The organism is Streptomyces sp. NRRL WC-3605 (genome assembly GCF_001509795.1).
GTDB classification, from domain to species: Bacteria; Actinomycetota; Actinomycetes; order Streptomycetales; family Streptomycetaceae; genus Streptomyces; species Streptomyces viridochromogenes.
The window spans coordinates 18508-29889 of record NZ_LLZN01000083.1 but is presented as its reverse complement, the minus strand read 5'-3'; the positions used below and the strand labels follow the sequence as shown (position 1 = coordinate 29889).

11 protein-coding genes are annotated in these 11382 nt (G+C 69.0%); 7 read left to right on the top strand and 4 right to left on the bottom strand.

What is annotated here, in order from left to right:
• Window positions 1-116: 116 nt before the first annotated feature.
• The 4 genes from ADL34_RS27785 to ADL34_RS27770 all read left to right on the top strand — a co-directional run bounded on the left by ADL34_RS27785 (window position 117) and on the right by ADL34_RS27770 (window position 2113).
• A complete protein-coding gene (locus tag ADL34_RS27785) occupies window positions 117-296 on the top strand; it encodes a hypothetical protein (protein WP_062673529.1) in 180 nt (59 codons plus the stop codon).
• Between the two features lie 156 nt (window positions 297-452).
• The gene (locus ADL34_RS27780; protein ID WP_079034436.1) at window positions 453-881 is read left to right on the top strand and encodes a BlaI/MecI/CopY family transcriptional regulator; all 429 of its coding nucleotides are present in this window, start codon (window positions 453-455) and stop codon (window positions 879-881) included.
• Between the two features lie 96 nt (window positions 882-977).
• Window positions 978-1541, top strand: a complete 564-nt coding sequence (locus tag ADL34_RS27775; protein WP_062673526.1) for an amino-acid N-acetyltransferase — start codon at window positions 978-980, stop codon at window positions 1539-1541.
• 233 nt (window positions 1542-1774) lie between these two features.
• The gene (locus ADL34_RS27770; protein WP_055624684.1) at window positions 1775-2113 is read left to right on the top strand and encodes a histone-like nucleoid-structuring protein Lsr2; all 339 of its coding nucleotides are present in this window, start codon (window positions 1775-1777) and stop codon (window positions 2111-2113) included.
• A gap of 1 nt (window position 2114) precedes the next feature.
• On the opposite strand, the gene ADL34_RS27765 is transcribed toward ADL34_RS27770, so the two are convergent.
• Window positions 2115-2711 (bottom strand): SCO3374 family protein, encoded by a 597-nt coding sequence (locus tag ADL34_RS27765; protein WP_062673524.1) that lies wholly within the window; start codon window positions 2709-2711, stop codon window positions 2115-2117.
• Window positions 2712-3140: 429 nt separating this feature from the next.
• On the opposite strand from ADL34_RS27765, the gene ADL34_RS27760 reads away from it, so the two are divergent.
• Complete coding sequence (locus ADL34_RS27760) at window positions 3141-5666, top strand: ATP-dependent Clp protease ATP-binding subunit (protein WP_062673522.1); 2526 nt, start codon at window positions 3141-3143, stop codon at window positions 5664-5666.
• Between the two features lie 64 nt (window positions 5667-5730).
• On the opposite strand, the gene ADL34_RS27755 is transcribed toward ADL34_RS27760, so the two are convergent.
• Window positions 5731-6363: an HAD family acid phosphatase gene (locus tag ADL34_RS27755; RefSeq protein WP_062673520.1), complete on the bottom strand. Its 633-nt coding sequence runs from the start codon at window positions 6361-6363 to the stop codon at window positions 5731-5733.
• A gap of 505 nt (window positions 6364-6868) precedes the next feature.
• Here ADL34_RS27755 and ADL34_RS27750 point away from each other — a divergent pair.
• Entirely contained in the window at window positions 6869-7489 is a 621-nt protein-coding gene (locus ADL34_RS27750; RefSeq protein ID WP_062673518.1) for a M23 family metallopeptidase, read from the top strand.
• Window position 7490: 1 nt separating this feature from the next.
• Here ADL34_RS27750 and ADL34_RS27745 read toward each other — a convergent pair whose 3' ends face one another.
• Window positions 7491-8090: a TetR/AcrR family transcriptional regulator gene (locus ADL34_RS27745; RefSeq protein WP_062673516.1), complete on the bottom strand. Its 600-nt coding sequence runs from the start codon at window positions 8088-8090 to the stop codon at window positions 7491-7493.
• A 122-nt stretch (window positions 8091-8212) separates the two neighbouring features.
• On the opposite strand from ADL34_RS27745, the gene ADL34_RS27740 reads away from it, so the two are divergent.
• Complete coding sequence (locus ADL34_RS27740; RefSeq protein ID WP_062673514.1) at window positions 8213-9772, top strand: MDR family MFS transporter; 1560 nt, start codon at window positions 8213-8215, stop codon at window positions 9770-9772.
• A gap of 172 nt (window positions 9773-9944) precedes the next feature.
• Here the strand turns inward: ADL34_RS27740 and cseC are convergent, their stop codons facing one another.
• Entirely contained in the window at window positions 9945-11288 is a 1344-nt protein-coding gene (gene cseC, locus ADL34_RS27735; RefSeq protein WP_062673535.1) for a two-component system sensor histidine kinase CseC, read from the bottom strand.
• Between the last annotated feature and the right edge of the window lie 94 nt (window positions 11289-11382).

Genomic DNA, 11382 nt, shown 5'->3' with positions numbered 1-11382 from the left:
CCGGGCCCCCCCCGCCGCAAGCCCGCCCCGCCGGCCACCGCCCCGCCCCAGCAGCTGGCGGCCGGCTGACCGCCCCTGCGCGAAGATCGCCCCGCCCCGTGGCTACCCTGGGACCCATGGACTACGTCTCCGCACTGCTCCCCCCGGTCGTGATGGCCGTGTTCTTCATCGGGCTGATCCGGGTGATCGTGAAGACGCAGGGCGGGGCGAACAAGGCCAAGGAGGACGCCGCCGTGGACGCCGCCCTCGCGCGTGTGGAGAACTCCCGCGGGGCCTCCGCGCAGCCCGACGCCTGACCCGCCCGGCCCCTCCGGCGTACGACTCCGGCCGGCGCACGCTCTGCGTGCGCTTTCCGGGTCGTACGCCCTTTTTGTTGACGTTTTGTTCATGTTTGCGGGGGAAGGCGCACGTCGGGGCGCCAACGATCACTTCTCCCACTATTGTTCTGAGTTGTGCCTCGCCCCTTGGGAGAACTCGAAGACGCGGTCATGACGCGGGTGTGGAAGTGGAACCGCCCGGTGACCGTTCGAGAAGTCCTGGAAGATCTCCAGCAGGAACGGTCCATCGCGTACACGACCGTGATGACCGTTATGGACAATCTCCATCAGAAGGGCTGGGTCCGGCGTGAAGCGGAAGGCCGGGCCTATCGATATGAGGCGGTCTCCACTCGCGCCGCCTACGCGGCGGCCCTGATGAACGAGGCCTGGTCCCAGAGCGACAACCCCGCAGCCGCTCTCGTCGCCTTCTTCGGCATGATGAGCGACGAACAGCGCACCGCCCTGCGGGACGCCGTACGCATCGTCCAGGGCCCCGAATCGGCCGAGCCGCCGCAACCGCCCGATACACGCGGAGTTACCGGCGGCGATAGCGGCGGCGCCTAAAGCCCCGGCACCGAAACCGCCTCCGATACGGCCGGCGATACCGCCGGGGAGAACCCCGGCTCGGCGCGGGGGCCCGGCGGGCGATAGCGTCCGCTCATGTCAGCAGAGAGCCACTCCGGGGGAAGCGCCTCGGCGGGGAGCACGGAAGTCACCGCAAAAGCCATCACCGTCCGGCGGGCGCGAACCGGCGATGTCCCGGCGGTACGCCGACTCCTCGACGCGTACGTCCAGCGCCGCATCCTGCTCGACAAAGCCACGGTCACGCTTTACGAGGACATCCAGGAGTTCTGGGTCGCGGAACGTGACGACAACGGCGAGGTCGTCGGCTGCGGTGCCCTGCACGTGATGTGGGAAGACCTGGCGGAAGTCCGCACCCTGGCCGTGAAGCCCGGCCTGCGCGGCGCCGGCGTCGGGCACCAGGTGCTCGAGAAGTTGCTGCACACCGCGCGCTGGCTGGGTGTTCGCCGGGTTTTCTGTCTGACCTTCGAAGTGGACTTCTTCGGCAAGCACGGCTTCGTCGAGATCGGGGAGACCCCGGTCGACACGGATGTGTACGCCGAGCTGCTGCGTTCCTATGACGAAGGCGTCGCGGAGTTCCTGGGTCTCGAACGAGTGAAACCGAACACCTTGGGCAACAGCCGGATGCTTCTGCATCTGTGATCGCCGGATCGGCAAGCAGTATTCCGCCCGACCCGGCATGCCCAGGTGCCCTATGTCCGAAACGCGCATGTTTCCGGGCCGCAGGCGGGAGCCGGGTCTCTCCCGGGGGTTTGTGTTTTTCCGGCAAAAGCGGTTTGCTTTCCGACGTACTGCAGTACTGCATATAACAGGGGACGGCGAAACGGCGGACGCCGCGACCCCCGGCCCTCACGTTATCGATGAAAGGAAATCCGGTGGCACAGAAGGTTCAGGTCCTTCTTGTCGATGACCTCGACGGCGGCGAGGCGGACGAGACCGTGACGTTCGCGCTGGACGGCAAGACATACGAGATCGATCTCACGACTGCCAATGCGGACAAGCTCCGTGGCCTTCTCGAGCCTTACGTGAAGGGCGGCCGTCGTACCGGGGGCCGTGCTTCGGGTGGGCGTGGAAAGGCGCGTGCCGCGTCCGGCGGCGGCAGCCAGGACACCGCGCAGATCCGCGCGTGGGCGAAGGAGAACGGTTACGAGGTCAACGACCGCGGCCGTGTGCCCGCGAGCATCCGCGAGGCCTACGAGAAGGCCAACGGCTGAGCTACGGACCGACCGCGGGCCGGGCACACCCGCGCCGCAGCCGCAGACGGTGGCAGTGCGTCGCCACCGTGTCCAGCACCCGCACCAGATCGGGGGCGCCCCCACCGCCCCCAAGCGCCGACAGCGTCGGCAGCGAGGCCTCGACCTCGCCCCCAGGCTCGGGGGGCCGCATCCACACGGCGGCCCCCTGCACGGCGAGCCCCTGCCCGGGCGGCAGGGGCGCCTCCATGTGGGCGCCCGCGCCGAGCACCGCCAGGTCGAGCGGCAGCGCGCCCCACTCCAGCCAGTCCAGCACCCCCGGCACCTCCGCGGCGCTCCCCGCGGCCACCAGCAGCCGCATCCGGCCGCCCCGGGCCGCCACCGGTGACCCGGGCGCGAGATGGCGCAGCGCGGCCCGGCCCGCCTCGGCCGGGACGTCCAGCACGTCGAACCGCACCCCCAGGCACAGTCGCGGTGCCGGGCCGGGCGAGGTGAGCAGCGCCGCCCAGCCGGGGACCGTGCCGTACCACCGGCGCAGCGGCCCGTGCGGATCGGACGGCCGACGGGGCGGGGGGATCAGGGCGGGTTCCGCGGCGACCGCGGGGCGGGGGCCGGCCATGTCCGGTGAACAGCCGGACCACCTCGACGGTTACGGTATGCGCCGGGACGACTGCGGAGCGTGCGGCTCCGGGGGGCGCTCGAAGGCGTGAGGTGGCGCAAGGTTGTTCGCCCGTAGCGGAGGGAACCGGGGCCTACGGCATGGAGTGTCAGTCCCAGCGGGTAAGACATCCCTAGTGGGAGGGGGCGACACGCAGGACAGTGGGTCTCACGTTCGCCATCGGCGTACTGATGGTGAGGGTAACCACCTGGCCTGCGGGAACATCGTCTCGCACCATCGGGTTGGAGCAGATGTCGGCGTCACGGGTCAGGAGGCCATCGACGGTGTCGGCAGTTGGAATGAGCGGTCCCCGCTTGCGGGACTAAGCTGCGGAAGGACAGGGAGGGGAAGTTCCCCCCACTGCCTGACCGCTCTGAGGAGCGATTAACGATGTTCGAGAGGTTCACCGACCGCGCGCGGCGGGTTGTCGTCCTGGCTCAGGAAGAAGCCCGGATGCTCAACCACAACTACATCGGCACCGAGCACATCCTCCTGGGCCTGATCCACGAGGGTGAGGGTGTCGCCGCCAAGGCCCTTGAGAGCCTCGGGATTTCGCTCGAGGCGGTCCGCCAGCAGGTGGAGGAGATCATCGGCCAGGGCCAGCAGGCCCCGTCCGGGCACATCCCCTTCACCCCCCGTGCCAAGAAGGTCCTGGAGCTGTCGCTCCGCGAGGCCCTTCAGCTGGGCCACAACTACATCGGCACGGAGCACATCCTGCTCGGCCTGATCCGTGAGGGCGAGGGCGTCGCCGCCCAGGTCCTGGTCAAGCTGGGCGCTGATCTGAACCGGGTGCGGCAGCAGGTGATCCAGCTGCTCTCCGGTTACCAGGGCAAGGAGACCGCCACCGCCGGCGGGCCTGCCGAGGGCACCCCCTCGACGTCCCTGGTCCTCGACCAGTTCGGCCGGAACCTCACCCAGGCCGCTCGTGAGTCCAAGCTCGACCCGGTCATCGGGCGCGAGAAGGAGATCGAGCGGGTCATGCAGGTGCTGTCCCGCCGTACCAAGAACAACCCGGTCCTGATCGGTGAGCCCGGCGTCGGCAAGACCGCCGTCGTCGAGGGCCTGGCCCAGGCCATCGTCAAGGGCGAGGTGCCCGAGACCCTCAAGGACAAGCACCTCTACACCCTGGACCTCGGCGCGCTGGTCGCCGGCTCCCGCTACCGCGGTGACTTCGAGGAGCGCCTGAAGAAGGTCCTCAAGGAGATCCGCACCCGCGGCGACATCATCCTGTTCATCGACGAGCTCCACACGCTGGTCGGTGCGGGTGCCGCCGAGGGCGCCATCGACGCGGCCTCCATCCTGAAGCCGATGCTGGCCCGCGGTGAGCTGCAGACCATCGGTGCGACCACCTTGGACGAGTACCGCAAGCACCTGGAGAAGGACGCGGCCCTCGAGCGCCGCTTCCAGCCCATCCAGGTCGCCGAGCCGTCCCTGCCGCACACGATCGAGATCCTCAAGGGTCTGCGCGACCGGTACGAGGCCCACCACCGGGTCTCCATCACCGACGAGGCGCTGGTCCAGGCCGCCACCCTCGCCGACCGGTACATCTCGGACCGCTTCCTGCCGGACAAGGCGATCGACCTGATCGACGAGGCCGGTTCCCGGATGCGCATCCGCCGGATGACCGCGCCGCCGGACCTGCGCGAGTTCGACGAGAAGATCGCCGGTGTCCGCCGGGACAAGGAGTCCGCGATCGACTCGCAGGACTTCGAGAAGGCCGCCTCCCTGCGCGACAAGGAGAAGCAGCTCCTCGCCGCCAAGGCCAAGCGGGAGAAGGAGTGGAAGGCCGGCGACATGGACGTCGTCGCCGAGGTCGACGGCGAGCTGATCGCCGAGGTCCTCGCGACCGCCACCGGCATCCCGGTCTTCAAGCTGACCGAGGAGGAGTCGAGCCGTCTGCTCCGCATGGAGGACGAGCTGCACAAGCGGGTCATCGGCCAGAACGACGCCGTCAAGGCGCTGTCGAAGGCGATCCGCCGTACGCGTGCCGGTCTGAAGGACCCGAAGCGCCCCGGTGGCTCGTTCATCTTCGCCGGCCCGTCCGGTGTCGGTAAGACCGAGCTGTCCAAGGCGCTCGCCGAGTTCCTCTTCGGCGACGAGGACGCGCTGATCTCCCTCGACATGTCGGAGTTCAGCGAGAAGCACACGGTCTCGCGGCTCTTCGGTTCCCCGCCCGGATACGTGGGCTACGAAGAGGGCGGCCAGCTGACCGAGAAGGTCCGCCGGAAGCCGTTCTCCGTGGTCCTGTTCGACGAGGTCGAGAAGGCCCACCCGGACATCTTCAACTCGCTGCTGCAGATCCTGGAGGACGGTCGCCTGACCGACTCCCAGGGCCGGGTCGTGGACTTCAAGAACACGGTCATCATCATGACGACCAACCTCGGCACCCGGGACATCTCCAAGGGCTTCAACCTGGGCTTCGCGGCCTCGGGCGACACGAAGACCAACTACGAGCGCATGAAGAACAAGGTGTCGGACGAGCTCAAGCAGCACTTCCGTCCCGAGTTCCTCAACCGCGTCGACGACGTGGTCGTCTTCCCGCAGCTCACGCAGGAGGACATCCTGCGGATCGTCGACCTGATGATCGGCAAGGTGGACGAGCGACTGAAGGACCGGGACATGGGCATCGAGCTCTCCCAGTCCGCCAAGGAGCTGCTGTCCAAGAAGGGTTACGACCCCGTGCTGGGCGCCCGGCCGCTGCGCCGGACCATCCAGCGCGAGATCGAGGACTCCCTGTCGGAGAAGATCCTCTTCGGCGAGCTGCGCCCCGGCCACATCGTGGTCGTGGACACCGAGGGCGAGGGTGAGAGCAAGACCTTCACCTTCCGCGGCGAGGAGAAGTCGGCTCTGCCGGACGTCCCGCCGATCGAGCAGGCCGCCGGTGGGACGGGCCCGAACCTGAGCAAGGAGGCGTAAGCCTCACGACCCACCCGAAGGGGTCGGTGCGACCAGCACCGGCCCCTTCGGCATGCCCGGAGCCCTACGACAGCTGTCCGCCATAGTCGGGGAGCTTGTACGTCTTCTCGGCGTGGCCGCCGGAGAGGTCGGTGGCGCTGTTGCCGATGTTCGCGATGATCGTGTAGCCGCGCTTCTCGATGTCGACGCGCTGGGCCGTCTTGTAGTCGGCGACGTTCTTGAAGAGGTCGAGGAACCCGCGCACGTACAGGCCCGAGACGTCGTAGCCGACGTGTTCGAGGTTGAAGTCGGTGACCCCGGCGATGATGCCCGGGCGGGCCGTGACGAAGAACAGCGCGACGCCGTGGTCCTGGGCGTACTGGGCGACGCGCAGGGCGGGTCTGTTGGCCGGCTGCGGGAAGCTGAAGCCGAAGTCCGTCTCCAGGGTCGTGTTGTCGATGTCGAACACGACGGCCTGCTTCTCGCCGGGGCGGGCGTCGGCGATCCGCTGCTTCAGATACGGCAGGGCCTGGTCCATCACCGCCTGGCAGTCCCGCTGCCAGGTGGCGTAGTCGACGTCCGCCGCGGCCGTCACGGCGGCGGCGGACGTGGACGTCGTCGCGGGGGCCGCCGCTTCGGCGGGGACCGCGAGGGCCACGAGAGCGGCGGCGGAGGTGGCTCCGACCGCGATACGGCGCGCCCAGGGGCGAAGCGTCATCTGGGGGGTCCTCTCACGTCATGTGCGCTGGATGGTCGCGTGCATGGTCGTGGAACGTAGTGACCCGCGGGAATCCCGCGGGTTACCGGACGGTAGCCGACCAAGAGGCGTGGCTCGCATAGGCGGGCGCGAATTTGTTACCGAAAGGCGGGTGCATTCGCGTAGCGCGGGTCACATTCCGGGGTTCCTGAGAGGGCGGGGCCGGTGACATGGGGCACGCGAGGTACGTCACGTACTAACCGAAATAGTGGATGTGCCCTATTGGATAAAACGGACATTCTGCCCCTCGAGGAGCCCATGTGGCCCTCTGTCAAGGCGTCTGACCTGGTTCGTCCGTATTGAGTACTCTGCCAAGATTCATTGGTTTTTAGGGGCACGTACTAGGGGGTGTCGTAGAAGGGGGGTTTTGGGGCGAGGCGGGAGAGGGGTTACCAAGGGATGGCGCCATCCGGTGCGGCTCATGTGCCGAATGGCTTTCCCCGTCGTCTTCCCCGTGAGGTTTCGAATGTCCCCGCGCTTTTCTCTCCGTTCGCCCCGTACGTCCGCGTTCCGCACCCGTGCAGCTGTGCTGGCCGCCGGCCTGGGGGCCTCGGTCGTGCTGGGTGCCGGAGGCGCGGTCGCTGCCGAGATGAACTCGGGCACCGGTGCCGCCGCCGCCGTCACGGCGCAGAGCGCCGCGGCCAAGAAGGCCGCTGCCAAGAAGGCCGTCTCCTGGGTGGCCCCGGTGAAGAAGTACACGAAGTCCGCCTCGTTCATGCAGAACGGCGCCCGCTGGGCCCACAAGCACAGCGGTCAGGACTTCGCGGTGCCCACCGGCACCAAGGTCATGGCCGCGCACGGCGGCACCGTCGTCAAGGCCGGCGGCAACGGCGCCGGTGACGGTCCGGCGTACGGCAATGCCATCGTGATCAAGCACGGCAACGGCACGTACTCCCAGTACGCCCACCTGTCGCGTATCGAGGTGAAGATCGGCCAGGTCGTGAAGACCGGCCAGGAGATAGCGAAGTCCGGCAACACCGGCAACTCCAGCGGTCCCCACCTGCACTTCGAGATCCGCAAGACCCCGAACTACGGTTCCGCGATCAACCCGGTGGCCTTCCTGCAGGCCAAGGGTCTGAAGATCTGACCTACCGCGACGTCCGGGCGCCCTGATGCGCCTGGGTGACCAGATCGACGGCGACCTTGAGGACGGCTTCCCGCTTCTCCTCGGGGTCGCCTTCGAGGTCTCTGAGCACGAACATCCCGGCGTGCAGCGTGAACAGCGCGCTGATGCAGCGCACCTGGTCGACGAGTTCGGAGTCCGGGTCGATGATGATGTCCCGCATGCCGAGCATGCGGGACTTGAACATCTCGCCGATGCTCAGCTCGCGGACCGTCGCCTGGTTCTCCTGCATGAACTGGAAGAGCGGGGCCGCGTCGGTCAGCGTCTGGCTGTAGCGGCGGACGATCTCCTGCTTCGTCGCCAGGGTGTGCGGCTGCTGCCGGCCCCAGTCGATGAGCTCCTCGATCGGTTTCGTCAGATCCTCGAAGAGGCTGACGATGATCTCTTCCTTGGTCTTGAAGTGGTAGTAGAGCGCCGCCTTGGTGACGTCCAGACGCTCGGCGATCTCCCGCAGCGAGGTCTTCTCGTACCCCTGCTCGGCGAAGAGCTCCAGGGCCACGTCCTGGATGCGCTGGCGGGTGTTCCCGCGGCGCCGCTGTTTGGTGCCGTCCATGGTGCCACCCATCCTCGTACTCCTCGGCCCTCAGGGAAAACTTACTTGACGCCCGGCTAGTTGATTCTCTACCTTGCTCCCTGAGTGTAGACAACTAGCCGGGCGGCAAGTAAGTAGCTGGGGGAGTGGGGATCATGGCCGAGACACTGACGGTGGACACCGGACCGGCGGGTCAGGAGGACCAGGCCGGCAAACAGCCGAGGAGCGTACGCGTCGTCCTCCTCGCGCTGATGATCACGATGATGCTGGCGATGCTCGACAACATGATCATCGGCACCGCGATGCCGACGATCGTGGGCGAGCTCGGCGGTCTGGAGCATCTGTCGTGGGTCGTGACGGCGTACACGCTGGCGACCGCGGCCTCCACGCCGCTGTGGGGCAAGTTCGGCGACATGTACGGCCGCAAGGGCGTCTTCATGTCGTCGATCGTGCTGTTCCTCGTCGGCTCCGCCCTCAGCGGCATGGCCCAGGACATGGGCCAGCTCATCGGGTTCCGGGCCGTGCAGGGCCTCGGCGCCGGCGGTCTGATGGTCGGCGTCATGGCGATCATCGGCGACCTGATCCCGCCCCGGGAGCGCGGCAAGTACCAGGGCATGATGGCCGGCGTCATGGCGCTGGCGATGATCGGCGGCCCGCTCGTCGGCGGCACCATCACCGACCACTGGGGCTGGCGCTGGGCCTTCTACATCAACCTGCCCCTCGGTGTCGTGGCGCTCGCCGCGATCAGCGCCGTGCTGCACCTGCCGAAGAAGCGGGCGCAGGCGCGCATCGACTACCTGGGCGCCGGGCTGCTGACCGTGGGCATCACCGCGATCGTGCTGGTGACCACGTGGGGCGGCACCGAGTACGCCTGGACCTCCGCGATGATCATGGAGCTCGTCGCGATCGGCGTCGTCGCGCTCGTCGGGTTCGTGTTCTGGCAGACCAAGGCCGCCGAGCCGGTCGTGCCGCTGCACATCTTCCACAGCCGGAACTTCACCCTGATGTCCCTGATCGGCTTCATCACCGGCTTCGTGATGTTCGGCGCCACGCTGTTCCTGCCGCTGTACCAGCAGTCCGTGCAGGGCGCCTCGGCCACCAACTCCGGTCTGCTGCTGCTCCCGATGCTCGGGGCGATGCTCGTCACCTCGATGGTCGCCGGCCGCGTGACCACGAACACCGGGCGCTACAAGCTCTTCCCCATCGTCGGCAGCGCGCTGATGGTCGTCGGCCTGTACCTGCTGTCGACGATGGACACCGGGACCAGCCGGTTCACCTCCGGGGTGTTCATGGCGGTCGTCGGTCTCGGCATGGGCTGCCTGATGCAGATCACCATGCTCGTCGCGCAGAACAGCGTCGAGATGAAGGACATGGGCGTCGCCTCCTCCTCCACCACGCTCTTCCGCACGCTCGGCTCCTCCTTCGGTGTCGCGATCATGGGCGCGCTGTTCAACCACCGGGTGCAGGACGTCATGTCCGAGCGGGCCGGTGCCCTGGGCGCGAAGATCACCGAGCAGTCGGCGCAGCTGGACGCGGCCAGTCTGGCGAAGCTGCCGGAGGCGGCCCGTGAGGCGTACCAGCACGCGGTGTCGTCCGGGACGCACTCCGCGTTCCTGCTGGGCGCCGTGGTCGCCGTGCTGTCCCTGGTGACGGCCGTGTTCGTGAAGGAGGTCCCGCTCAAGGGGACCGGGCCCGAGACGGCCGCCACGGAGTAGGCACGCCGAAGGACCACACGTAGGCCCCCGCACGGTGATCCGTGCGGGGGCCTACGCGCGGGTCAGGAGAGCCGAGGGCCTACGGGTGTGTCAGGAGAGCCGAGGGCCTACGGGTGTGTCAGGAGAGCCGAGGGCCTGCGCACGGGTCAGGGGAGCGGGGGCCTCGCGCAGGTCAGGGGAGCAGGGGGTAGCTGCCCGTGCTCGTCGGCGCGTGCTCCGGCAGCCACAGGACCGCCACCGCGCCCTCGGCCGGGACGTGGTCCGGGGAGCCCGCCGGGCGGATGTTGCGGAACGTCAGCCGGGCGCCCAGCACCCTGGCCTGGCCCGCCGCGATCGTCAGGCCCAGGCCGTGGCCGTGCCCGGCGCGGTCGCTGCTGCCCGTGCGGAAACGGCTGGGACCGTCGGCGAGCAGGTCCTCGGGGAAGCCGGGACCGTGGTCGCGCACCCGGACGACCCGGCCCTCCACGGTGACCTCGACGGGCGGCCTGCCGTGCCGCGCGGCGTTCGCCAGCAGGTTGAACAGCACGCGCTCCAGCCGCCGGGGGTCCGTCGTGACCTCCGACTCGTGCACGACCCGCACCTCGATCGCGGGGTCCTTCACGGCGACCCGGCGCACGACGAACTCGCCCAGCAGGATGTCCTGCAGCTCGGCCCGCTCCGAGGCGCTGTCCAGCCGGGCCACCTCCAGGACGTCCTCGACCAGCGTGCGCATGGCCTTCGCCCGGTCCAGGACCAGCTCCGTGGGCCGCCCGGGCGGCAGCAGCTCGGCCGCCGTCAGCAGTCCGGTCACCGGCGTGCGCAGTTCGTGAGCGATGTCGGCGGTGACGCGGCGCTCCGCCTCCAGCCGCTGCTGGAGCGCGTCCGCCATGGCGTCCACCGCACTCGCGAGGTCGTCGGTCTCGTCCCGTACGACACCCCCGATGGCGTCCCGCACCCGGACGTCCGGCTCGCCGCTCGCGACCCGGTTGGCCGCGGCCGCCGCCTTGCGCAGCCGGCGCGACAGCTGCCCGCCGATGAGCACACCGAGCGCGCTGCCACCCAGCACCACCGCGATACAGCCGATGATCATGGCCTGGTCGAGCCGGTTGAGGATCTGTTCGCTGCGGTCGGTCCAGCCGGTCCGCAGCGACAGCACATGCCCGTTGCTCAGCGGGACGGCCGCCCAGATGTCGGGCGCACCGCCGGCGGTCTCCGTGACATAGGTCGCGCGCCGGCCCTCCTCGACCTTGTCGCGCAGCGCGGCGGGCAGCTCAGGGTCGTCGATCGTGGCGTTGGGGAAGTTCAGCCGCTTGGACTGCTCGAAGCTGCGCTGGGCGATCTGCACCCGCTCGTCCGCGACGTCCCGTGCGCTGTCCAGCATCGAGACGCGGGCCTGGTTGTGCACGACCAGGCTCAGGACGACCGCGACGAGCGCGCCGACCAGTGCGATCGCCGCGCTCAGCTTCCAGCGCAGGCCCGTGCGGATCGCGACCCGGCCCCGCAGACCGGCGAAGCGCCCCCGCGTCCGACCTCTCATGAGCGCGCCCCCAGGCCGGTCCAGGTCCATGACACCGCCGGCGCCCGGGCCCCCGCCCGTGGCCGGCTCGGCGAGCCCGGCGCTCCCCGCGCCC

Bases quoted from the DNA above. Each gene is read 5' to 3' on its own strand.
- ADL34_RS27775 (WP_062673526.1), top strand. From the start codon at position 978: ATGTCAGCAGAGAGCCACTCCGGGGGAAGCGCCTCGGCGGGGAGCACG.
- ADL34_RS27750 (WP_062673518.1), top strand. From the start codon at position 6,869: ATGTCCCCGCGCTTTTCTCTCCGTTCGCCCCGTACGTCCGCGTTCCGC.
- ADL34_RS27760 (WP_062673522.1), top strand. From the start codon at position 3,141: ATGTTCGAGAGGTTCACCGACCGCGCGCGGCGGGTTGTCGTCCTGGCT.
- ADL34_RS27745 (WP_062673516.1), bottom strand. From the start codon at position 8,090: ATGGGTGGCACCATGGACGGCACCAAACAGCGGCGCCGCGGGAACACC.
- ADL34_RS27740 (WP_062673514.1), top strand. From the start codon at position 8,213: ATGGCCGAGACACTGACGGTGGACACCGGACCGGCGGGTCAGGAGGAC.
- ADL34_RS27755 (WP_062673520.1), bottom strand. From the start codon at position 6,363: ATGACGCTTCGCCCCTGGGCGCGCCGTATCGCGGTCGGAGCCACCTCC.
- ADL34_RS27765 (WP_062673524.1), bottom strand. From the start codon at position 2,711: ATGGCCGGCCCCCGCCCCGCGGTCGCCGCGGAACCCGCCCTGATCCCC.
- ADL34_RS27785 (WP_062673529.1), top strand. From the start codon at position 117: ATGGACTACGTCTCCGCACTGCTCCCCCCGGTCGTGATGGCCGTGTTC.
- cseC (WP_062673535.1), bottom strand. From the start codon at position 11,288: ATGAGAGGTCGGACGCGGGGGCGCTTCGCCGGTCTGCGGGGCCGGGTC.